This window comes from Paenibacillus sp. JZ16 (genome assembly GCF_015326965.1).
Lineage (GTDB): Bacteria > Bacillota > Bacilli > Paenibacillales > Paenibacillaceae > Paenibacillus_AQ.
Genome location: NZ_CP017659.1, coordinates 4,686,789 through 4,711,855, shown reverse-complemented (window position 1 = coordinate 4,711,855; position 25,067 = coordinate 4,686,789). Strand labels below are relative to the sequence as shown.

Annotated in this window: 17 protein-coding genes and 1 other RNA gene; 1 reads left to right on the top strand and 17 read right to left on the bottom strand. The window is 45.6% G+C overall.

Annotated elements, in window-relative coordinates:
- Nucleotides 1–19 precede the first annotated feature (19 nt).
- The 4 genes from BJP58_RS21400 to BJP58_RS21380 all read right to left on the bottom strand — a co-directional run bounded on the left by BJP58_RS21400 (nt 20) and on the right by BJP58_RS21380 (nt 3,503).
- On the bottom strand, nt 20–925 hold the full coding sequence (locus BJP58_RS21400; RefSeq protein ID WP_194540466.1) for an ABC transporter ATP-binding protein: 906 nt from the start codon (nt 923–925) through the stop codon (nt 20–22).
- A 940-nt stretch (nt 926–1,865) separates the two neighbouring features.
- Nucleotides 1,866–2,327, bottom strand: a complete 462-nt coding sequence (locus BJP58_RS21390; protein ID WP_194540465.1) for an HNH endonuclease — start codon at nt 2,325–2,327, stop codon at nt 1,866–1,868.
- A gap of 112 nt (nt 2,328–2,439) precedes the next feature.
- Nucleotides 2,440–3,003, bottom strand: a complete 564-nt coding sequence (locus BJP58_RS21385; protein WP_194540464.1) for a hypothetical protein — start codon at nt 3,001–3,003, stop codon at nt 2,440–2,442.
- 233 nt (nt 3,004–3,236) lie between these two features.
- Nucleotides 3,237–3,503 (bottom strand): DUF6809 family protein, encoded by a 267-nt coding sequence (locus BJP58_RS21380; RefSeq protein WP_194540463.1) that lies wholly within the window; start codon nt 3,501–3,503, stop codon nt 3,237–3,239.
- Between the two features lie 152 nt (nt 3,504–3,655).
- Between BJP58_RS21380 and BJP58_RS21375 the strand changes: the two genes are divergently transcribed.
- A complete protein-coding gene (locus BJP58_RS21375) occupies nt 3,656–3,889 on the top strand; it encodes a helix-turn-helix domain-containing protein (RefSeq protein ID WP_194540462.1) in 234 nt (77 codons plus the stop codon).
- Between the two features lie 409 nt (nt 3,890–4,298).
- Here the strand turns inward: BJP58_RS21375 and BJP58_RS21370 are convergent, their stop codons facing one another.
- The 13 genes from BJP58_RS21370 to BJP58_RS21310 form a co-directional block, all read right to left on the bottom strand.
- A complete protein-coding gene (locus tag BJP58_RS21370) occupies nt 4,299–6,878 on the bottom strand; it encodes an AAA family ATPase (protein WP_194540461.1) in 2,580 nt (859 codons plus the stop codon).
- 543 nt (nt 6,879–7,421) lie between these two features.
- A complete protein-coding gene (locus BJP58_RS21365) occupies nt 7,422–8,825 on the bottom strand; it encodes a restriction endonuclease (RefSeq protein ID WP_194540460.1) in 1,404 nt (467 codons plus the stop codon).
- Nucleotides 8,826–9,011: 186 nt separating this feature from the next.
- On the bottom strand, nt 9,012–9,893 hold the full coding sequence (locus tag BJP58_RS21360; protein WP_194540459.1) for a Shedu anti-phage system protein SduA domain-containing protein: 882 nt from the start codon (nt 9,891–9,893) through the stop codon (nt 9,012–9,014).
- A 102-nt stretch (nt 9,894–9,995) separates the two neighbouring features.
- A complete protein-coding gene (locus BJP58_RS21355; protein ID WP_194540458.1) occupies nt 9,996–10,559 on the bottom strand; it encodes a hypothetical protein in 564 nt (187 codons plus the stop codon).
- A 1,551-nt stretch (nt 10,560–12,110) separates the two neighbouring features.
- A complete protein-coding gene (locus BJP58_RS21350; RefSeq protein WP_194540457.1) occupies nt 12,111–13,868 on the bottom strand; it encodes a hypothetical protein in 1,758 nt (585 codons plus the stop codon).
- Nucleotides 13,869–14,169: 301 nt separating this feature from the next.
- Nucleotides 14,170–14,534: a transfer-messenger RNA gene (gene ssrA / locus BJP58_RS21345) on the bottom strand.
- 265 nt (nt 14,535–14,799) lie between these two features.
- Nucleotides 14,800–15,279 carry an SsrA-binding protein SmpB gene (gene smpB / locus BJP58_RS21340; RefSeq protein WP_071219562.1) on the bottom strand — a complete coding sequence of 160 codons (480 nt, stop codon included), beginning with the start codon at nt 15,277–15,279 and terminating at the stop codon, nt 14,800–14,802.
- Nucleotides 15,280–15,429: 150 nt separating this feature from the next.
- Nucleotides 15,430–18,075, bottom strand: a complete 2,646-nt coding sequence (gene rnr / locus BJP58_RS21335; RefSeq protein ID WP_194545019.1) for a ribonuclease R — start codon at nt 18,073–18,075, stop codon at nt 15,430–15,432.
- Nucleotides 18,076–18,270: 195 nt separating this feature from the next.
- Nucleotides 18,271–18,501 carry a preprotein translocase subunit SecG gene (gene secG, locus BJP58_RS21330; protein WP_194540456.1) on the bottom strand — a complete coding sequence of 77 codons (231 nt, stop codon included), beginning with the start codon at nt 18,499–18,501 and terminating at the stop codon, nt 18,271–18,273.
- 299 nt (nt 18,502–18,800) lie between these two features.
- Entirely contained in the window at nt 18,801–19,250 is a 450-nt protein-coding gene (locus BJP58_RS21325) for a PaaI family thioesterase (protein WP_194540455.1), read from the bottom strand.
- A 99-nt stretch (nt 19,251–19,349) separates the two neighbouring features.
- Nucleotides 19,350–21,026, bottom strand: a complete 1,677-nt coding sequence (locus BJP58_RS21320; protein WP_194540454.1) for a long-chain-fatty-acid--CoA ligase — start codon at nt 21,024–21,026, stop codon at nt 19,350–19,352.
- Nucleotides 21,027–21,127: 101 nt separating this feature from the next.
- On the bottom strand, nt 21,128–22,918 hold the full coding sequence (locus tag BJP58_RS21315; RefSeq protein WP_194540453.1) for an acyl-CoA dehydrogenase family protein: 1,791 nt from the start codon (nt 22,916–22,918) through the stop codon (nt 21,128–21,130).
- Between the two features lie 636 nt (nt 22,919–23,554).
- Entirely contained in the window at nt 23,555–24,745 is a 1,191-nt protein-coding gene (locus BJP58_RS21310) for an acetyl-CoA C-acyltransferase (protein WP_194540452.1), read from the bottom strand.
- Between the last annotated feature and the right edge of the window lie 322 nt (nt 24,746–25,067).

Genomic DNA, 25,067 nt, shown 5'->3' with positions numbered 1-25,067 from the left:
TTCCTCCTAAAAATGTTTATTATCGTATAATTGTTTGTTTATTTGAGCCTGTAAGACTTCGGAATGTATCTTCTAAGCTGGCGGATTGTATATCAATATCCGATATTCCCCATTCAGACTGCATCAGTGTAAATAACAATACATCGGTCTCTTGAGCATACAGACGAATTCGCTCACCGTTGCATTCTGCCTTTTCAACGCCAGGTAATGTGAGCCATTCCTGCTGGGCTGGCGCATTTGTCGCCCGAAATGAAACCGTTCTAAGTGCTGTTTGTGCCTTTAAACGTGCTGGAGTCCCTTCCGCAACAACCTGTCCCCTGGCGATGACTGCGATGTGATCTGCGACAGCATCAGCTTCATCTAAATGATGTGTAGTTAAGAGCACCGTACGTCCGTCACTTGCCAGTGCTTGGATGGTGTCCCAAAAGCGGCCACGAGCCTCGATATCCATTCCGACCGTTGGTTCATCAAGCAGGAGAAGCTCTGGATTTCCCGCCAAACTCTGGGCGAAGGCTAATCTACGGCGTTGTCCCCCAGACAGCGAGGATGCGCGTCGTTTCTGATCCGCGTGGAGACCCGAAATGTCTAACAATCGCTCTAGCGACATCGGATTACGATAATAACTGCGGAACAATTGAAGCACTTCTTTGACCGTAAGTCCATCTGCTGCTTTAACATCCTGCAAAAGAGCTCCAACGCGTTGCCGCAATTCTTTTGCTCCAGACGGCATCCCCAAGACCCTGACTTCTCCTGATGTTGGCTTGATCATTCCGAGGATCATGGAAATGGTTGTTGTCTTACCTGCCCCATTCGGTCCAAGCAATGCTGTTATTTGACCTTTCTCAAATGATAGATTCATATGATCAACGGCACAGTAGTCGCCGAATTTCTTCACTAGATTTATACATTCAATCGCCTTTGTCATTTTGTACTAACCTCCGCTAATTTCTTCTTTCGTTCCTTGATGTCCTCATTATATTGAGAAAGCGCGAAAACCAATTAGTGTGGGTTGTCACAAGCCGGTTATGACAAATGTCAGAAAAAAAGAAAGCAAAAAAAGAAGGACCTGTAGGTCCTTCTTCAGGATAACGTGCATTTGACACTCTTTGAGTGAGGTGTCTTGCCTGTTGCAACTTATAGCTAAGGATTTTACACTTTTGATTGAACATAGCAAAAAACCACAATCTCATGCGATTGTGGTTTTTATGTATGGAGGCGAGGGGAGTCGAACCCTGTCCGAAGATAACGACAACACAAGCTTCTACGGGTGTAGTGACAGATTTGATGTCACCCTAGAGACTCCCTGTCACCGGATTCCCTTCAGGTCAGCCTGATTGTCTTCTTCAACTAGCCCCAGGCGGAGACTAGACAGCGTATCCCACTAAAGTTGAGCCCTCATCCCGGTACATGGGCTATTGATGACCCTGCGCTACCCACTGGCATAAAGGTAATATCTCCGCTTTCATATCTACCTACATTAGAAAGTTTATACCCTATAGTTTTCCAATTTTATGAATTTATGTTATAACAATTGAATATGATGATAAGAAGGAAATCTAATGAACAGGATGATTGAGATGGAACGGAAAGTGACCAAACTCGGCAACAGCCTCGGTATAACCATGACTGATGCTTTGAAGCAAATTGGACTGGATTAAGGCGACACAGTCCATAACGCAAACAAATGGACTGCTTTTACAGCACTGGTTGTACTCATACGCTTTAATGGCCTGCACTTCAAGATGGATGCAAGAAAGCCGAAAATTTTACAGTGGATATGGTTAACCATCAATTCGATCGTCAACAAACGGCTGCGATCATTGAAGGTCACTGCACCACGATTCCCAAATCATAAATCTAAGCTTTTACTCAAGTGTCCCTTTTTTTATTTGACGATGTCTGTATCTGTATTTAGCTATAAAGATACGCCAGCAAAGCTTCATAAGATTTGGAACAGAGTGTGCGTTTTCTTTGAGATAGGACAATGCAGAACGGTTTCCTCGTTTCGTATTGCATTCGCTGCATGAAGCGATCAGGTTTTGCGGAAGATCCGAGCCGCCTTTGCTTGAGGGGATAATATGGTCCACGGTCGTGGCGTGTCGTCCGCACCACAAACAAGTGTGATGATCTCGTTTCAGTGCAGCTTTTCGATAGTCCCGAAATAAGAACGGATTATAAAGCAATTGGATCGTCTGCTCATCAATCCAGACAGCTCGCGATCGCTCAACTTCCCGCCAAGCCCGATGGGGTAAACATGGTGTTAGTTGTTGACCATCCATATTGAGTACCGTTATCAATGGTTCCTCTCCATCATGACTATGATTCATCGATTTCACTCCATCTGTACGACATGTTCTAGCCTATAGTATTAATATAAAACAAAAACACCATCCTCATGCGGATGGTGTTCATTATGATGGAACCGAGGGGAGTCGAACGTTAAAAGAAAAAACTGTAACTAATAAATTGAAATTGGTGATGATTACCTCCGCTTGTAGCCGGAATATCGATCTTTATAGGTTTTTTCAGAAGATATTGGCTTAAAGCACTATTCGGATCTACATAATGTAGTTTTGTAAATTGCTTTGCCAAAAAGGCTTCCTTGTTCTCCTGTTCATCCTCACTTTTCGCATGTTTTGAAATCGCGCGCCAATAGTCCAGGATCTGACGCCCTTCAGCATTTTGGGTACTACTTCTAACTTGAATACGTCCACTATCGTATGTACGAATACTCCCATTGTTGAAACACACCCGAATTTTTGCACCGAAATCTAGCACCCGTCTTACATTATAAAAAGGATACTCATCGTGAAAAACAGCCATATCCTCCGTTATGTCTTGAACGGTCGGCGTCAGTAACTGTATATCATTGAGTTGATAAGGATAAGCCTTGGTAGAACCTTTATATATAATCCTTACTACTGGAGGATCCATTTCATATGATGATACATCCTGTGTCTTGTCATCACCTTTAACGATGATCATAAATCTCTCTTGGTCCATATAAGCCTCTTTTGTATGTATAGTCGATGTTATATACAGAAATTTCTATAAACTGGGGGGAATATTCCTGCTGTGTGGAGGAATTTAGAGCGAAAATGCCTTATGATGAGCTGTATGCGTGTGAAATTCGTATTTTGTGATACCCGAAGTAGGGGCTGATAGTCAATATTTTACGATATTAAAAAAGACACGGTTCGTGTCTTTATGGTCTATGAGTGTTCTTACTGATCACACTATTCAGAGTATACCTCGATGATCATCATCGCTCCCAGTCTGAAACCATCAGTAAAAGAAGCCGCCATTTCAAGCCCCTGCACTTGTCGATATAAATCTAACAGATCCTCAAGCTCATGAAAATCATCGTCAGAAAGCCTCTTCTTCCAGGCATCCATGGACTCGGATATATGCCGGCTCAATTGTCGATACTGAGGGTTGGTGGAAACAGCCTTCTCTACAGGATTCAACTGCCCGTAATATAGGGATTCCAGGAAGTTTGGCATGGGATTCTCCTTCTTTAACAGATGATATACAGATCGATAAACACTGGCAAAATCCTATTTGTTACGCATACAAGTACCAGTATTGAAATTATTATACGGTACGCTTATGCGTATAGTCAAGTTGAAATCGATCTTTTTAAGAGGTGATTATAATGAGCAAAAAAGTTGTCGTTAAAATCTCGGAATTGACCAAAGCACATAATATTTCTTTGCGGGAATTATCCCGACTATCCGATGTACGGCACGCTGCATTAAGTGAACTTGCCAATGGAAAACGGGAAAGTATCAGCTTTAGTCATATCGAAAGAATTGCTGAGGCTTTAAATATAAGTGATATTCGGGAGATTATTGAGTTGGTGGATGAGAGGGATATTATTTGGAGATAGAGATACCAACGAAAAATAGGAATATCTCTGATGGCTACTGTGCTCCGAGAGTTGCTCCGGAGCTCCATGGGCTCGAAGTATGATCCTTTTTATAATTGCTTATTTTGAAGGTAACTTATGTAAAGGTCCTGTTCATCAATAACATATGAACAGGAATAAATAGGTGATCTAAATATAAACAATTTCCCATGTTTTCTCGCAGAAATGCAAATAAACACACGTTTTCACTACCTCTCCTAAAAAAATCCTTAATTGCTGCCGATATCAGAAAGTCGGTTCCAAAATCCCAATAATTCTGGGGTCAGGTTACCTCACCTACTTGCCTTAGAATATCAGGGGCTTGAGCTAGTACATGGTCGAACCCCTGATATTTGCAAATCGTAATTCGACAGACTCCATACAAGCTACATCATGCAGTAGTCCGGTTTTTAAAATCACCTAACCATATTTTTATTCGTTCCATGTCATCTTTCAGTTCATCTGGTTCCGGTAGCATAACAGGAGTTTCGTATGACTGAGAATGTTCATAGGCAGAGTACTTAGTCATAAATTCTTCAAAAAGTTTGCAATCCTCTATAGAAATGTGTGCCAGCTTATGTATTTTGCCCATAGTGTTGACAGATCTTCTGAAACGTTGCACAACATCTCCAAGCAAATCGTTTTCAATAAAGCGTTCAATTAAAATTCTAAAGTCACTGCATATACCCTTAGCTAATAGATCGTATTCTGTTCTTCCGTGTTCGAGAAGAACCTTACGAGCTCGAGTGAGTCTATCGTTCAAAAGCTGATTTAACGCCTTGTCCGGTTTCTTAGCAAATACAGGCGTATCTCCAGATTCACCAGTTCCCCAAGATTCCGCCCTAAGCCACGTAACATTGCAATCAATGCTTAATTCTTTAGCCGCATCTTCCAGAAGAGTTAGAAATGAGAGGCGATGAGTAAAGACAATCACTTGTCTGGATAAGCTCAATCTAGCAATTCTTTTAACTGTTGCTTCCTCAAACAGTTGATCTAATGACGATATTGGATCGTCAAAAATGAAAGGAGTATTATCCGAACTACCTTCAACATCAGCAAGAAATCCGGCAAGAGATACTATTCGGAATTCTCCTTCGCTCAATACTTCAGAAGTCCGAATATTTGGAGGGCAATTTCTAAGCTTCACCTGATGATAAATATGTCCTCGTTCGGCCCTAGTTTTAGTCAACTCAACATTGATTCTAGAGCCTCCTAGACCTTGCAACTCCTTTTGAAATCTTTCTATATACTCGGCAGTTATTAGCTCGTTCGACAGTGACGATTTCTTGGTGGATAAAGACTGCGTACTAGTCAGTGCAATAGCTGCTTTATATTTTGTTGTTTTTCTAAGCATTTCTACGTTTTCCGTAATGACAGACTTATTCTGGTGAAGCCATCTTCGAGCCTCGAATTCAATTACGCTTTTCTTCAATTCATCCCTGTTTTCTGTTTGAGCTAATTTTTCGTAGTCAGCAGCCTGTTGTTCTTTCGCCGCCGCAGTTTCACCAAAAGACTTTAACAAGTCTTCTGGCGGTAAATTTGAAAGTTGGTCTAGTGAAGTCGCTCCATATAAGCTCTCGCTTCTCTTTTTTAGGATAGCACAGAAGTCAATAATGGCTTGCTTTTCTTCATCTGATGTAATGCCTATTGAGTTAAAATGAAGTGCTAATGTTGAGTCAGACGGTACTTCTTTAATTGCTTTTAACAATGTATTGTAATGTGACTCTGCAGCTTTTGCTTGTTTGTTAAGGGATTCTTTTACAAAGGACTCAAAACTGCTTAGCCTTCCTTGTGCTTCAGGTGAAAGTGGTTGCTGGCAGAGTACACAATTTGAGTCAGTCTCTATGTATGGAAATAACTTATCAGGGTAAGCGAGCTGCTCAGAGTAATTCCTTGCTTGCTCCCATAGCAATTTCCAACTGTCGGATCCTACACCATTAAGAGGCAACCCTTCAAAGACGTTCTTGGCATCTTCTTCAGCAGCTTTCCTTTTAATAGAGTAGTCCAGATGGGCTTCTATAACCTTAGTACACGAATCATCAGTCAGAGAGTCCCTAATATCCGTAAGAATACTTTGTATTTTCTTTATATTTTGCGCAGTAGTCCTAAACTGCTTCATTTTTTCAATAGGGTCTGTCTCGGCCAGTTGTTGTCTCTTAGTGCTTAGCTCAATTTCATCTGTTTCCATCCACGAACAATTATCCTCTATTTCTTTACTTAAAGTTGTATCCTTAATTTTCTTAAGCCATAGAACAGCTTTTGTGTCGGAACTGCCCTCAGGAGGAATAAGCTTTGTCAATGCTATATTCTCCATCTCTTGTTTGAGAGTTTTGCCTACTTTTAAACAGGCGTCTGTCAGTTGGCTGAAAAACAACAATATCCACGGTTCGTAAGCGACTTCGTTTTCATCATTAACGTACACATTAGCGCAATCTGTATCGTATAGTTGTATTGTGCTTAGTTCTTTGAGAGGCCCCTCATCCGGTGTCCAGTTAATTTCATGGCTTGTACCATCTTTTGTAATGACAAAAGAACAGTCTTGAGGCTGTTGTTCTTGAACATAAACATTCCCCATGAGCTTTCCAGGCTTCTTAGCTCCAGATATATGCTTTAGCAAGCGTACATAGCTTGATTTGCCGGAACCGTTTTGGCCATATACAATCGTAAGTGGACTGTGAAATTCCAAAGGATTTCTGGGACTAAGGGCGCTTATGCCCCTGACACTATTTATAGCGTCAAGTCTTAGATGTAAAGAACTTTCCTTTACAGAAATGCTACCCGCTGTAACACATTGGGGTTTGATTTCGGAGCCAATCAGTTGGGCCTCAGCCTTACACAATAATATTAGTTCTCGATAGTTGTCTTCTGTAAGCGTATTGTTATTTTGAATAAGAAGATACGCCGCGTGTTGCAACCAACGAGGTCGTTGTGAGATCCATTGTTCTACTTCCGCTAAAATTGTCCTCATCATCAACCCTCCTATAGCATCAAGTCATAGTACTATTTTACTATAATCTTCTACTGTTCGGAAGAAATTTTTGTAAAATCTGGAGTGTGGCAGAACTTACTCCTACGCTTACATCAAACAAAACTGTTCACTGGGGCATTACCAATGTCGGGACAAAATTCAGGGTAACATTTGATTTTGGCAGAGAAAGTTCGATTGAACGAATCAGACAATACTACTACCTCGCAAGAAGCGGGGAACTAAAAAGCTGCTAAATGAATTCGAATACAACCAGCAACTCTTCGTAAGGGAATATCCTACCTCAAGATTATGATAGCGCCAACCGTATCAAAAGTTATGAACCTCCAATAATTCCAATGGACTACAGAATAGCTCAAAAATGAGGGGGCAAAAAAGTTTGGACTACATTGGGTCTACATTTTCATCACTAAAATGAGAACAACCCGCTCAATGAGCGGGTTTTATATATAGAGGCGAGGGGAGTCGAACCCCTGTCCGAAGATAACGACAACACAAGCTTCTACGGGTATAGTGACAGTTTTGATGTCATCCGATCCGGCTCCCATCGGTTTTTAGTTCATCTTCAATAACAACTGTAAGCTCTTTAATGTAATCATTTAGCTGCACTCGAAATTCCCTTGGATTTGATACCGCCGGTATTATCGAGATGGTTAACTGGTTTACTTCTTCAGGTTGTTCATGGACTTCTAATCCAGGATAATAGACGAATCTTTTAGAGAATGTAAAAGTCCCAGGTAATGGTTGTGGAAATTTCCTTAATAAATTGTCTAACTTTGCCTCATCCTCTGAAATAAATGTAATTCTAGCTGAAAGGAATAAATCCGCTTCATAATTAACAGCCTTCATTATATCTTCCCAACTATTGTATCCACTAAAACAATCAACAAACTCTACTTTGCTATTGGTTGCTCTAAGTATTTTTACATAGTCCAATCTTGATAATGCACCTACTAAATCATTAAAATGCTCCTCAACTTCCAAGTGTTTAGATGATTCTGTAATACTCCGATGTTTGAATTCAAAATCATACCATTCTTTTTTGCGTTCAGTACCAGAATAATATTGTTCTAAATAATTTCTGTAATAATCATAGTGATCCTTATCATAATGATCGCTATACCGATTATACTTATAAATTCTTAAATCAACTGAGTTGCATGCCCCATCAAACACCCAACCATCCCTTAATATTTTCTTCAGTGTTTCAATTGGATATTTTGGCTCCTCATTATCAGGAACAAGATAGTCAATATACCACATATAATTAGCGTTTTTGTCATCATAATGAAGTGCTCTAGGTCTTAACATATGCGATTCAGATAAAGGTACACTCTCTATTTCTTTTATCCTTTCTTGAATAGCTGATAAATGCACGTCACTATAAGAACCAATTCTGTTTGCTAAATGCATATAATAACCTTTGTAATTAATAATCCAACGATTCGGATTTTCAGTCGCATATATATTCCAATCTTCACTAGAGGCGGAAATCGGGAAAAACCGCTGAGCAATTGGCCATGTTTTAGGTGTAGATAGATATCTTTCAATAGTAGTACCATCCCAATAAGCAGTATTTAGTCCATGTTGGGCATTAATAGATTCCAACCGATTAACAACTGCAGATGAAGGAAAAGTAGAACAGATAAGTAAGTACCCACTTGCTCCATGTTGTGAACATGAATCAATAACACTATCTAAATCATTAACTGAGACCGCCCGCTCTGAGTGAGCAAAATGTTTGCACTGAACTAACCAGATTTTCTCCATCTTTTGAAATTTGCTATCCAGCGTCTCTATGCAGAGCAAATCTTTACCACCATCAGGTCCTTTTCCACTCCAATGAACTTTCATTCCTATACTAAATAACAGTTCCCTCACTAATAATTCAAAATCATTCCCATCGGCTTTTAATTCTTTGAAATCTAGCATACTACTTTTTGCCCCCGTTTAGTTTGTCACATGTGATTTTTAAAGAAGCTATAGAATCACACGCCTGGAACACTATCTTAAAGCCAGAAAATAATAATTATGAATTATGAAGTTCATCTAAATTTAAATCCGCCAACGTCACTAGTCTAACTCAAGTCTTTTATGCTTTGATACCTTCTTTTTTAATTACTCTCCTTCCCCACTCGTATATATACCCTTGTTAGAGTTGGGAAGTTTCCCATATTCAATCCAATATTCATATCGCATATTCAAGAACTCTTTTCTCGCTACCGAGGTATGCTTCATGTTCATTATTGCCTCTTTGAATCCTTTAGCCAAAACTAGTTCCTCAGCACAGTCAGCACGATATCTAAAAGTAGGAGCAATATTCTTTATTATATATTCCTTATTTCTGACTTTACTTGAGGTAAATTGATAATAATCTCTAATAGGTCGAAGTCTGTCAAAAGATACAATATCAATATTATCCTTACGAACGGCTGCTCTTTTACCACTCAGCAACTCATTATTATCATACTCGGCTCTTCTTCCATAAATCAGAAGAAATTGAGGGTTAAAATATTTTTGCCTCAATCTTTGAGGTATATTAAAAAAATCAAAAAATAACAGCTGGTTTAATGGATTATTAAGAATCGTCTGCCATTCATATATCTGTCCAATTGCTTGTGAAAATGCTGAACTTATACTCCCGTCTTTTGTATACATTGCTTTAGATGGTTTTTCAATTTCAATAAAGACAGGTGCAAAAGTAAGACTATCATTGGCTAACCAAAGAAAGTCTGGAATCCGACTAAAAGGTCCTCCAATTTTCGGTTGCGAAATTAAAGTATGCATGTGGGGATAGTGTCCAGATTGTCCAAAAAGTTCTAATGCCCCGGGTAAATAAGCTGGATTCTCTTCAAAAAATAATTGAAACGCATTTTCATCATTGCTTGATGATTCAAGTAGATCAAAATATTCTTTCAAAGTTACTTTTTCGTACTCTTCCCATGTAACTTCTTTAGGTGCATCCTTTATGACTTCGTATTTTTTTGAGAATATTTCCACTCCCAAACCTCCTAAATTCTCTTTGATATCGCTTAGAACCTGTTTCAGCGATTCCGAGATCTACGAACTTTTAATATTTATCTCTGTAAAACCTTAAACTAGCTATTTTGTAGGTCTAAAAAAAACGTCAATTGTTTTTGGCAGAAATTTCTCTTGAGCTCGTTGCTTACCTGCAATCAACCAATAATCAGGTTCTGCTAATATTTGATTAAGCTCATCAATAACCCTCTTTGCTTCTTCATATTTTCGACTAACGACTCTCCTCAATTTATTGCCTTGAGGATACACAGCATGATTGTATGCTCCAGTTTGATAAGCTAATGGATGTCTAAATTCAGCATAGTAAGAACCACTCGGATATTGGCACAATTTCGCTCGATAAGCCCAATACCTTTTTTCAGGAAACAACGAAATAATTTTTTCCTTAATATAGTCGTAATTATCCTCTGTTTCATCTCGGAATACTATATTCGATATAATTTCCTCATAATTGGGAGAGGCTTCACAATATAGTTCACAAATTACTTCAACCGCATTATCGGGTGTTAAATATTTAAAAGAATCTCCCTCAATTATCCTAGATAAAGTTTTATATTCTTTTTTCTCAATAGACACATTACTATCTACAATTGCGAATCTTACAACTGAAATCGACATTTTATCCATCCCCCATTACTTTCGACAATAAACTTCAGGTCTTCGTATAAAAAATCTACAATTCTAGGATCGCCTACTGCCCACAATATTGATTTTTTACCCTGAATACTGATATGAAGCTCGGCCGATGACCATAATAAACACTTCAATATATTGGAATCAGATAAACCAATATTCCCATATCATGAATTGACTGTCAAAGCATCTTGTCGAACGAACTGTATCAAAATGAATCGCACCAATGATATACACCTGCTCGTCTCCCGCATCGCTTCCACTTGTGATACAAACTTACCGATCACGAATACAACACTTGTGGATTCGTCCAGAAAGTCTAATCAACGTTTGCTCTAATTCATGGGCTGCACATCAGATTGACCGCTGTATTCACGGACTCACGGACTCAATGAACTCTTCAGATACACCGATCTTATGCATTCCTATTGATAACACCTCGTGTTCACCCTCTTATCCGCTAATTGCGTTTGCATCTCATCCAAAATTTCTTGATGAAGCGGCTTACTCTTGCCAACTTGTACATCATCCTTGATCGCATCCATACGCTTCTCCAAAAATTCAATCTCTGCCCCAAGCCGGATGCTTGAGCGATGACATGCTTGTTCTTCTCGTTATGGTACATACGAATCTTTCTTCAACTAGTCGTCCATCGACAACCATAACAGAGTCGTTCTAAGTTTATTGGTCTCATCCTCCTCCATTTGCTCTTTCCGCCATCTAAATAAGAACAAAACTCCTTGCCCTTCCACATATAACTACCGCATACGTAATATCTTTGCCCTCCACTTTTGGGACGTGTAGATGTAGAGTTGCCTACCATTCTTGATCCGCATTTGTCGCACATCTTGATTTCACGCAACCAGAATGGCGATGCTTCAAATGGTTTTATGCGTTTCATCACCGCAATTGTTACGTTGCTTAGCAACTGTCTGATACTGCTCAAACAGTGCTGGCTGACCAAGCACCGAACTACTTAAAGACAGGGACGGCGGAGTGGTTCGAATACATTGATAAAAATGAGTAACATAAATAGCGGAGAGGATGCAGTTATCCTTCCGCTGTGCTTCTTTAAAGACCCGCAAGGTTGGGTATCCTCAATTCAATATTTTTTGAAAGCCAAGTTACAAAATCGTGTTTTACGAAATGAATAAAATAGGGCCCTCAAGTGACGTGTCACACTATAAAACAATCTTTTAGGAATTTGATATAGAACAGATTTCTTAGCTTTATCATGGTAAGATTTAGCTGTTCAGCTACACTATGAGCCTCTGCATTGTTGACAAACAGAATATTGATATTCACGTCCTGATTGATGATGTAGTGAAAGACCTTGAAGTATTTCTTCAAGTGCTGGTCATGATTGTATTCCCTGAAAAAATAATACCGATGAGTATAGTCTTCTCCGCTTCATCAGCTAGAGCTAACTATACTCAATAAAAACCCAACTCTGCTTCGTTTGCAGAGTTGGGTTTTTTGTATTCTATATGATAGAAGCGTGACTGGGTACCTCAATCCCTTTTGCTTCCGTATCAATTTAGACTTTCATGGCTCAGAACTTTGAGGTTTCATGTCAGCTTCTGGCCTTTCATTGGTCTCACTTGGAGAATTTCTTTCCATAACTTCAATTACATAATCTAGCCATTCATTAAATCGCTTCTTAGCGGTACAAGAAGGTCTATGCGGTCTTCTAGCATATGCAAGATAATCATGGAAAGAAAGATATCTGTATCTGGAAGAAGCTTTTTGAGAAAATGTATTTCCAAGGTTACATCCCTGCTCCATCAAACTCACTAATTCCTCAAATTCATCTACATCAAGCAGATGCCATTCAATTAAGGAGCCCATATCATACAAGCCTTCATCACGTAGCCTTTGTTCTATTCTCTCGTACACAATTTTAACACCGGATAGTGAACCTTGAGTAACTATGACACCATGAATTTTTTTAACTTTTGTAAAATCAATTGGCACACTTTCTAATGGAGTCTCTATAAATCTCTTAATATGAGCATACACTTTTTTAACGGGTTCAATAATCAATTGAGAAATATCCCTTTCAAACGAGTCAATATCGCCAGCTACAAGAGTTGTCTGCATGTTCAATCTTTTAGCTTTATAATCGAATACAAGCAAATCATTTCTATACTGAATAAAACCATCAGGCGATAGCAAATTATTTTTGGCATACTTATATTGGAATTCAGGAATATATCTAGCCTTTCTTAGTGATGACTCTGCATTAACTAGTAAACCATGGCAATATAACTCAAATATGCGCCCTATAAATATTCTAAACTTATTTGCCTCTTCAGGGCTCAAACCATCAATAATTCTCCAATATAAACCATCCCACATATTTTCAAGTACAAACTGACTATCTAGCGGATAAAAGATTCGCCCCTGACGTATAATTGGCTTCTTTCTAAAATAATTAAAATCCCATCTATGAAGAGTTGACTTTTCAAAATTCTCTCTGAATTCTTCTATTGATATTGTCGTCATTAGAAATAATTTACGAATTTCATCTATTTCTATGCCAAGATATTGTACATACTTATGAACATCATTTACCATTTTATTTGTCCAGATAAATTCTCTGACATTACCACTTGGAAAAAATGATGCATTAATAGCAGTCATAAAGAATAAGTAAGTTCTGATGTTAACTCCTGTACTTTTATAAAATAGGTCTGCAATATCTACATACTCTTTTGCTTGAAATCTGTCCTTTTGAGAAGCTATATTTAAATAACATTCAATGCTTCTTTGTACAGTGTGAAGATAATTAACAGTTCTATTGAAGTTTCCATTTTGCACACTTTCAAGTTCAATGATCTCCATGTCTGTAGAAATACGATAAAAGCTAGAGAGCATAGTCGACAGGTAGAAACAATGCATGAATGTACTAGGGTTATTTACTTCAGGCACATCATTATAGGTCGCCGCATCTGCATGTACAAGCAACCACTTAACTGCATTTAATAACATTTGTCTATTATTAAAAATCACATTAAGTCGCTTATACTGTAATATTCGTTCTATATACTCCTCATGTAACCCATGTTCCCAACACCGTATAATGACTTCATTTAAGACAGCATCAGTATTATCCATATGAAACGAAGCTATCAGTCGGGAGATCGCAGGCAAGAGGTTTCCAATACTTGCATTTCTAAAGTGAGAAATTATTTCTATCTCAGATAGAGAATATTTCATCATCTCATTATAGTCAGCAGATACCACTAAGTTTATACCTGTAGCAGGGACATTTATCCGTCTTTTCTTTTTATTGCGTGCCAAATAATCACCTCTTATGTGAAGTATCCAATAAGCATTATTAATTACAGATAATTATATATTAAAACCTGTATTTAACTAGCGGGATAAGCTATCTCCTCTCCACCTGTGCAATCGGAAGAAGACAAGCAATCTGGAAGGGGAATGTGTTACGGAGCGTTGTGAGACTGAAAGCAAAACTTCTACTTACAGAGGCACCGCCATATACATCATCAGACATATGCCGTATTCAACGTCAGATTTGCCTAAAACCCTAGGTACGAGCAAGCAAAAAAGCGACCACAATCGGTCGCTTTTTTAGTATGTATGGAGGCGAGGGGAGTCGAACCCCTGTCCGAAGATAACGACAACACAAGCTTCTACGGGTGTAGTGACAGATTTGATGTCACCCTAGGAACTCCCTGTCACCGGATTCCCTTCAGGTCAGCCTGATTGTCTTCTTCAGCTAGCCCCAGGCGGAGACTAGACAGCGTATCCCACTAAAGTTGAGCCCTCATCCCGGTACATGGGCGATACAGAGCGAGAGCACGCTCACAGGTTATTAAGCTGCGAAAGCGTAGTTGTTTTGTTGTTTGCCGTTTAATTGGCTTTAGCGTTGATGAAGTGGACGCGTCCCCACTACCCGCTACTCATGCCCGAACTATCCCCGTCGAATCCAAAAACGCCCCCTTAAGTTCGAGAAATGCCGGTGTTTTGCACCTTGGCGTTCCTGCCAAAAAGGGCTATCGGATTAAATCAAGAATATTCAGCCATAGCAGTCGATCTATGCCGCAGACTCTTTCCCTCCAAGAAAGGAGAATGCGCCAACTGTATGCTGATTGTCAAAGATCTTATTGATCTCTCTTACATCACTTAGTATATCACATTTTACATCAAAATGATATATACATTGCAGGTAACACAGCTAAAAGCTGCCATCGGGCAAGCTGCTCCATCACCTTGCGATCTTCTGCTTCTCGCGCAGCGCACGCTGGATATCGCGTTGTGCATCCTTCTTAGCGGCATCGGCACGCTTGTCGTACTGACGCTTACCTTTACCGAGGCCCAGCAATAACTTGGCATAGCCGTTACGAACGTAGATCTTCAGCGGTACGATCGCGTAACCGTCCTGCTTGGACAGGCCCAGCAGCTTGCGGATCTGCTCCTTGTGCAGCAGCAGCTTCCGTGTCCGCGTAGGATCCGTTGGGTTGTTGCGGTTCCCCTGCTCGAACGGGCTGATATGCATGTTATGGATATGGATCTCGCCATTCCGAATGGTTGCGAATGCATCTCCGATATTGACGCGGCCGTTCCGTATGGATTTGATCTCCGTTCCGGTCAGCACCATCCCGGCTTCATACGTATCCTCGATGAAGTAATCATGGGAAGCTTTTTTGTTCTGGGCCAGAACCTTCCCGTCACTTTTCTTACCCATGGTCTCACCCCTTGTCATCAACAATGATAATGGAAAAAGGACTTCCGGCAGACCGCCAATGCAATCTCACCAGAAGTCCATTGTATCAAACGTCAGCCTCCAAAAGCAAGGTGGGGCAAGCGCCTCCAGTGACAGATCAGGAGGAGAATGTTACTTTTTCTTCTTGCGGACAAAAGCGGCCGTGCCGTTTCCGCCCTTGCTCTTCCGTTTGCGGCCACCGCCGCCACCGGAGTTGCCACCAGCATTGCCGCCTGGTGTTGGACCTTCGCCGATGAAAATGCCGCTGCCCGCCGTCTTCTTGCGTCGACCCTTGCCGCCGGCACCACCAGAGCGCGCGTTGCGGTCAAAGCCGAGGGCGCCGCCGCTGGCGGAGCTATAGCCGCCTTTGCCGGAGCCAAAGGCGAAGTTCGACGCCTGCTGCTCGCCAGCTCCAGCAGCTGCTTCACCGCCACCGCGCGCACCACGCCCGCTCGGCGGGGCATCGCCGCGGCCACCCTGGCCGACGGCGCTGTCCTTGCGGCGTCCGCCTGGCGCGCCGCCTTCAGCCGCGCCGCGCTTACCGCCGCGGCCCTTACCCCCGCGGGCTGCGCCGTCGCGGGCACCAAATCCGCGGCCGCCATTGCCGCCGCGGTCGCCTTCGCCGCGCCCTTGGCGGCGCGGCTTCATATCCACCATCTCAAAATCGATGGTGTGATCGTCCATGTTCACCTTCGCCACGCGAACCTTCACATCATCACCGATGCGGTATACCTTCGAGGTCCGCTCCCCGATCAGCGCCATATGGCCCTCATCGAAATGATAATAATCGTCAGTCATCGCGCTAAGGCGAATCAAGCCTTCGACCGTGTTCTCCAGCTCGATGAACATACCGAAGCTGGTCACGCTGCTGATAATGCCTTCGAACTCTTCGCCGACTTTATCCAGCATGAACTCGGCTTTCTTGAGCGCTTCCGTATCGCGCTCCGCATCCACGGCCACACGCTCGCGCTCCGAAGATTGCTGAGCGATGTCAGCCATCCGGCCCGCCAGCACCTCATGACGCTTCTCATCGAGCGCGCCGCCGTTCTCCAGCACTTCCCGGATGACCCGGTGAATGACCAGATCGGGGTAACGCCGAATCGGAGACGTAAAGTGAGAATAATATTCCGCAGCAAGGCCGAAGTGACCCGTGCTCTCCGCGTCATATTTCGCCTGCTTCATCGAACGGAGCATCATGGTGCTGAGCACCGTTTGCTCCTTCGTGCCTTGAATGGCTTCCAGCAGGTTTTGCAGCGCACGCGGATGGATCGAGTTGCCCCGTCCCTTCACCTGATGCCCGAAATTGGCCGCGAACGCCATAAAGTTCTGCAGCTTCTCCTGATCTGGGTCCTCATGGATCCGGTAGATGAACGGTACTTTCAGCCAGTGGAAATGCTCAGCCACGGTTTCGTTGGCCGCCAGCATGAATTCCTCAATGATCTGCTCCGCGATGGAACGCTCTCTTTTAACGATATCCACGGGTTTGCCGTTCTCATCCACGATGACTTTGGATTCCACAAAATCAAAATCCACCGCGCCCCGGCGCATCCGGCGGTTCCGCAGCTTCAGCGCCAGCTCGCGCATCAAGCGGAAATCCTCCACGAGGTCACTGTAACGCTCGATCAGCTCCGGATCCTCATCCACCAGGATTTTACGTACATTGTTATACGTCATCCGTTCTTTTGTACGAATAACACTCGTGAAAATATCGTGCTTCACAACTTTCATCTGCTCGTTGAATTCCATCTCACAGGACATCGTCAGACGATCCACCTGCGGATTCAAACTGCATATGCCGTTGGACAGACGGTGCGGCAGCATCGGAATAACCCGATCCACCAAATACACACTGCAGCCGCGATTGTAAGCTTCCTTATCCAGCTCGGAGCGGTCACGGACATAATAACTGACATCGGCAATATGAACGCCCAAACGGTAATTCCCGTTCGGCAGACGTTCCACATTCACCGCATCATCAAGATCCTTGGCATCTTCGCCGTCAATCGTCACAATGTTCAAGCCGCGCAGATCCCGGCGTCCCTGCTGTACAATCTCTTCTTCCGTAATGGCATCCGGCGCTGCATCTGCCTCGGCCAGAACTTCCTCCGGAAAGCCTTCTGGCAGCTGATGCTTGCGGATAATGGACAGGATATCGACGCCCGGATCGTCCTTGTGACCCAGAATCTCCACCACTTCGCCCTCTGCCGCCGCTCTTCCTTCCGGATAGCTGACCAGCTTCACCACGACCTTCACGCCATCAACGGCTCCGTTAATCGCATGCTTCGGAATAAAAATATCCCGGTTGATCCGCTTGTCATCCGGCAGCACGAAGCCATAGGCTTCATGGTTCTGGAATACACCCACGACTTGGGTGACGGCGCGCGTCACGATACGGACCACTTCGCCTTCCATTTTGCCGCCGTCGCTGCTTTGGGAACTGATCCGGATAAGCACGATATCTCCATTCATCGCACTCTTCAAGTCATTGGCATGAATGTACACATCCGGGTGCTCGCGATCATCAGGAATCAGAAAGGCAAAACCCTTCGCATGAGCCTGCAGTCGTCCGCGCAGCAAATTCATCCGTTCCGGCACGCCATATCGCTGGGTGCTGGTCAGAATGATTTTTCCGGATTGCTCAAGCTCATTCAGCAGCTTCAAGAATTCCCTGAATTCATGGGCATCCTTAATGGCAAAATGCTGCTCCAATTCCTGGTACGTCATCGGCTTGTATGCAGTTTCCCGCATAAAATTCAGTAATATTTCTTCAGTTATCATCATTATCACCTCGGGGAACCTGCAATTTCATCGTTCCGCTATCCATTCTTTACCTTCATATACTCATACCCTAGTATACACGAATTTAATCCTCGGTATCCTTCCGAACACCGTCTTAACCTATGTATTCCGAAATTCAGGCAATAAAAAACCCCCGCTCTTCCAAGAGTGAAAAAGCGAGGGTAACGTTCATTGTTATTTCAACATAGCAACAACGATGGCCAAAATCATAAATCCTGTTGCAAGACCTACCGTTGTACGCTGCAGTACGAGATCCATACCGCGAGCCTTTGTTTTACCAAAAAGATGTTCCGCACCGCCGGAGATGGCACCGGCAAGACCTGCGCTTTTCCCTTTTTGGAGAAGAACGACAGTAATCAACCCGATGGAGAAAATAACAAGCAACACTTCAAAAAATACAACCATGACTTCCACCTCCTACGTATGTAAACATCTAAATTTATTATCTGAAGAGACATTCTAGATTCTACATGAAAAACAGCATTTTTATTGTACCACAGCTTTAATGACCTGACAAGAAGTGCGGGGAACAATCCCAACAAAAAATCTGCTCGGCCAGCCGGTTGGAAGTCGCCTAACATCGTCGATTGGCGGTATGGACTGACACTCCATATCCGGCCACACCATGATTCGCTCGCCAAAAAACAAATGGCCTGCCCCTCCAGCGTTGGCAGACCACCTGTTTCATAGCAGCCAAGGCTGCTTTATTTCACTCGGAAGGATCCTGTGCTGATCGCTACAAGCTCGCCCTTCTCGTTCGCAATTCTGCATTCTGTTGTTACCGAACGGTGCGTCTGATGCACGATGCTTGCCGTTACGGTAAGGAGACCCGCTCTGGCCGGCATGACAAAATGCACGTTCAGATTGCTCGTCACCGTGGATTCGCCGGGGCGCTCCAGCATGACGGCAATGCCCATGGCGTTATCCATCAATGAGGAGAGTACGCCGCCATGCACGATGCCCATCATATTCATATGATGAGGCTGGGCATCCAGCGTGACAACAACCGCCTCCGAGCTGGCAGACTCAAGCTTGCAGCCGAGATATCCCCAGAAGGTAGGCTCCGCCGCTCGGGTCATGGCCTCAATGTACGCCTCCCGGTCGAATTCCGGCTGCCCGGCCTTCGTATCCGGATTGGCATTGGTATGATCCATCAGGCCGCCTCCTTTTTTCTTATGACGTCGTTAGTACTGTATCCATTCCAGCGGGATAACATGAATCACTTAACGTGCCTGCTCAAGCTATTCTGCGCTTCAGCCCGTTCTGCCTTCCTCTTCCTCCTCCAGCAGCTTGCGGCGCAGTACCTTGCCTACCATCGTCTTCGGCAGCGAATCGCGGAACACGTATTCGCGCGGCACCTTATAGGCGGCCAGCTGACTGCGGCAAAACTTCTCAAGGCCCGAAGGGTCCGGAGACGCGCCATCCTTCAGCACGATATAAGCCCTCACGGTTTCGCCGCGATAATCGTCCTTCGTTCCGACAACAACGGCTTCCTTCACGGAAGGATGCTCATACAGCACTTCCTCGATCTCCCGAGGGTAAATATTGAAACCGCTTGCAATGATCATATCCTTCTTGCGGTCGATGATCGTAAAATACCCCTCTTCGTCCATCGTTGCCATATCCCCTGTGAACAACCAGCCGTTTCGCAGCGTGTCGAACGTCTCCTCCGGCCGGTTCCAGTACCCCATCATCACCTGCGGTCCTTTTACTATTAGCTCACCAGGCTCCCCGATGGGCATTTCTTCGCCCGTATCGGGATCGACCACCTTAGCATCCGTATCCGGAACAGGTACGCCGATGGTGCCGATTTTGCGCCTTCCCCAGATTGGATTCACATGAGTAACCGGGGAAGCTTCAGTCAGGCCATAGCCTTCGATCAGCCGGCCTTTGGTCAGCTCCTCGAACTTATCCTGCACCTCAACCGGAAGCCCGGCAGAGCCGCTGACGCAAGCATTAATCGAAGAGAGGTCATATTCCCTGATCTTGGGATGATTTATCAGTGCGATATACATGGTCGGCGCGCCCGGGAAGAGCGTCGGCTTCATTTTTTTGATCAGGTTCAGAATCATCGTCACTTCGAATTTCGGTACCAATATCAGCATGCCGGCACGGTAGATGGCCTGGTTCAGCAGCACGGTCAGTCCGAACACGTGAAAACAGGGCAAAACCGCTAAGTAGCGCTCCTTCCCATCCTCCACCTGAAAGCACCAGTTCGCCGACTGCAAGGTGTTGGCGATCAGATTCATATGCGTCAGCATGACGCCTTTGGGAACGCCCGTCGTGCCGCCTGTGTACTGGAGCAGGGCTAGATCCTTCTCCGCCTTCACGGGTTCGCAGATCGGGTCATTCGGTGAGCTCGCAAGCAGCTTTTTGAAGGCATGGACGCGGCTCCCATAATTGACGACCGGAAGAGGGCCCTCCTTCTTGGCCTTGATCGGGTAAAGGAGATTCTTGGGGAATGGCAGATAATCCGCCACGGACGTGACGATCATATGCTCCAGTTCCGTCTCCTCGATGACTTTTTCAACGCGGGAAACAAACATATCCATGGTAATGATGATCTTGGCACCGGAATCCTTCATCTGATGCGCAATTTCCCGCTCCATATAGAGCGGGTTGGTCATGACGGCAACGGCTCCGGCCAGCAGCACGCCATAATACGAGATCACCACCTGCGGGCAGTTGGGCAGCATGATCGCTACCCGGTCGCCCTTCTTAATTCCTTTGCTGCGGAGCGCGTTCGCCATACGATAGGACGACTCCAGCAGACTTCTATAGTTGATCGTCTTGCCCATGAAATACATGGCCGGCCGATTCGGAAACTTCTGTGCCGACGTCACGAGAAATGATGCCAAATTCTGTTTCGGATAATCAAAAGCGGGGGCTACTTCGGGCGGATAAAACGGCAGCCAAGGCTTTGTATCCATACAAAACCAACCCTTTCCTAAGGAATGCTCCTTCTTTCCTACTCCAAGAAAAATCTCTCTCTTTTGCGGTTACTTACGCATCGTATTGGCGTTGACGCGTGTTACACCGTGTACCGCTCGTTCTTGACCACGCGGGCTGCGATGCTGCGCTTGAGGGCCACCGTATCGATCGGCGTGCAACGCGTCAGTTTCTTGAGCACCGACAGCTGCATTCGCAGCATATCCCCGGTTTCGACTGAGGCCAGCGTCTCTTTCGCGAGTGCTTCAATGCGCTGGAACGCCTCGTATGCAAACACCTGCGTCATCTCGATCATGCTGGCTGCTTTTTCCTCGGAGGTGCGTTCGATTTGCTTGCGGGTACGCAGCAGCGCACTCTCGAGAGCATAAATATCTATCATCATATCCGCCAGATTGGACAAGGCCTCCTGCTCTTTCTCCAGCTTCGTGCCGAACTTCTGTACCGCCATACCACCTGCAAGGAGGAAAATCTTCTTGCTCATCTCAAGGAAGTGCGCTTCCTGTTCCAGTGTGCCCTCGAAGGTTTGGCCAGGTACCAGCTGCAGCAGCTCTCCTTGGAGACCTTGTGCTTTTTGCAGGAGCGCGATCTCGCCCTTCATGGCCTTCTTCACGAGCGTGCCCGGAATCAGGAGCCGGTTGATCTCGTTCGTGCCTTCAAAGATACGGTTGATGCGGGAGTCCCGATAGATGCGTTCCACTTTGTACTCTTGGATATATCCATAGCCCCCGTGAATCTGTACCGCCTCGTCTGCCACGTTATCGAGTCCTTCCGAACAGAACACCTTGTTGATCGAGCATTCGATGGCATAGTCAGAGATCGCCGCAGCCGAGTGGATTCCGGCATCCTCGCTGTTGTAATCGATGTCCTGCATCGCTTCGTCCAGCAATCCTGCCGTCCGGTAAACCATACTCTCCATCACGAAGGTGGTGATGTTCATCTCGGCCAGCTTCTTGCGCATGAGCGGGAACTGCGAGATAGGCGTATCAAACTGTTTACGGGTGTTAGCATATTTCGCGCTCAGCTCGATCGATTCCTTCGCCGCACCGACCGTACCGGCTGCCAATTTATACCTGCCGATGTTCAGGATGTTAAAGGCAATCCGGTGGCCTTTGCCGATCTCGCCGAGCAGGTTCTCCTTCGGCACCTTGACGTCTTCGAAAAAGAGCGGACGCGTCGACGAGCCCTTGATGCCCATCTTCTTCTCCTCCGGACCGAGCGTGAAGCCCTCCATCTCCTTCTCGACAATGAACGCGGTGAAGTGCTCCCCGTCAATCTTGGCGTAGACGATAAAGATATCCGCAAATCCGGCGTTAGTTATATATAGCTTCGATCCGTTCAAAATATAATACTCTCCGTCGTCCGACAAGCGTGCCGTCGTTTTGGCACCCAGCGCATCCGAGCCGGAGGTCGGCTCCGTCAAGCAATAAGCCGCGATTTTAGCGCCGGTCGAGAGATCCGGCAGGTACTTCTGCTTCTGCTCGGTCGTGCCGAAGAACACGATCGGCAGCGTACCGATCCCCACATGAGCCCCGAAGGAAAGCGCGAAGGACGATCCCTTCGCCAACGCTTCATTAATTATTGTAGAGCTGACCTTATCCAGCCCGATCCCGCCGAACGGCTCCGGCACATCGGCCCCGAGCAGGCCCAGCTCGCCTGCCTTGCGAAGCAGATCTACGGTCATCTCGTAATTCAGCTTCTCCAGCTCTTCATCATGCGGCACGACTTCCCCGTCAATAAAATCACGCACCGTCTCGCCGATCATGCGGTGCTCTTCCGTGAAATCCTCCGGTGTCAGGATCCGCTGTTTATCGGTATTATCGATGACAAAGCTGCCGCCTTTGATTTTCGGTTCTTTGGTTTGGTTATCGCTCATGATTGGTTTCCCCTTTCGGAATGTGGAATAAGGTTGTGTGCAATGAAATGCCTAGGTGTTGCTGCGTGGTATCTTTTCTGGGTTGAGCATAGAGGCATAAACACCTTCACTTCGGCGCAATAGTGGCCGCTCCGCGTGCGGATTGTACTTCCGATCGCTGTTGAGTGTGGATTTCCAGGAATGGATCTATCAATAGTAGAAATCCAAACTCAAAGGCGACCGCTGCCGCTTCTCCAGTACAATTCCGCCCTCTCCGCTGGGCTAGAGCGCTCAGGTCCTGACCCCTGCCTCTGGCTATCATTGCACTCCCCTGTGGTTGGAGTGGGTGGTGCCGTGTCCGGTCCGTGTTCGGAGCGGACACGGCACTAAGACTACATTTCAGAGTGAATAGGCTGGTCATGCATCAGTAGAGGACCAGTAGACTTGATACTGAAGAACCTAGATTTGGTTAACCGATTATTATCAGAAACGTTATTGAACTAACTTTTCCTAGCACCTTGTTGGGAGCTGCAGGTCCCCTTGAGGACAAACGCGAATCGAACCACAATGAGCACCTGCAGAGACTAATGTGAGAATCCCACCCTATGGCCCTCTGGGGGCTTGGAAGGGAGCGCATCTTCTTCTGCTTCCTACTCCTTACGCCCCGGCTGCGTGCACCTCGAACACCCCCGCGGCTCCCATGCCGCCGCCGATACACATGCTCACGACGCCGTAGCCGCCGCCGCGGCGGGCCAGCTCGGAGACGAGGCTGACGGTCAGTTTCGCGCCGGTGCAGCCGAGCGGATGGCCGAGCGCAATGGCGCCGCCATTGACGTTGACTTTGCTCTCGTCGATACCCAGCGCGCGGATGATGTGGAGGCATTGCGAAGCGAACGCTTCGTTAATCTCGAACACATCGACCTGATCCAGCTCGATGCCCGCCATGCGCAGCGCCTTCGGGATCGCTTCAACGGGGCCGACGCCCATAATCTCCGGCTCTACGCCTGCCAGGGCAAACGATTTGAAGGTAGCCAGCGGGGTAAGGCCCAGCTGCTCCGCTTTCTCGCGGCTCATAACGGCTACCGCCGCCGCGCCGTCACTCGTCTGCGACGCATTGCCCGCGGTAACCGAGCCGCCAAGGGCAAAGGCTGGCTTCAGTTTGGCCAGCACATCCGGGGTCGTGTCCGGCCGGACCCCTTCATCCGTATCGAAGGCAAAGGTTTTGCTGCGCACCTTGCCCTGCTCATCGGCCGCAGCCAGCGATACGTTCACCGGTACGATCTCATCCCGGAACTTGCCTTCCGCGATGGCCGCCGCGGCCTTGCGGTGACTGCTGGCCGCAAAGGCATCCTGCGCCTCGCGGGTAATGCCGAAGCGGCGGGCCACCTCTTCCGCGGTATGCCCCATGCCGATGTACACCTCCGACATCTCTTCCACGATCGTCGGATGCGGCGCCGGCTTGAAGCCGGTCATCGGCACATGGCTCATGCTCTCGACACCGCCAGCGACGATGACCTCGGCATGACCGAGCATAATGCGCTCTGCCGCGAACGCGATTGCCTGAAGCCCCGAGGAGCAAAAGCGATTAACGGTCAGCGCGGGTACCGTTACGGGATATCCCGCATATAGCGAGATAATCCGCGCGACATTCAGGCCTTGCTCGCCTTCCGGCATCGCGCAGCCGAGGATGATATCCTCAACGTCCTCTTTTTTCAGGCCCGGTGCACGCTCAATGACGGCTTCCAGTACGGCTTTGCCGAGATCCTCCACGCGCGTCTGAGCAAAACTGCCCTTCTTCGCCTTCCCCACCGGAGTGCGGGCAAGGGATACTATGACTGCTTCTCTCATGCCATTCACCTCATCAACTTGAAATGGTTGGATCCAATACCGTTTATAATTGCGCGGGCCGCTAATCGGCCGTGAAATGAATTCGTAACAGGTGGAACTGATTAAAGAGCTGCCATCACCCAAACTTCAACAGCACGGACAATCTGCCACATGTACCGTATCCACGTTTGATTTGGCGAATCGCACGTTGCGGATGATAGCTAATCTTTTAGCTGTGAAGCTTTAAGGACTATACCAACATTTAGCTTTCGTCATGTCCTGATTGCTTTCAAGATACCGAAGGCAAGGAGAGACCGGAAGTCGAGACGCTCAAAATTGCCAA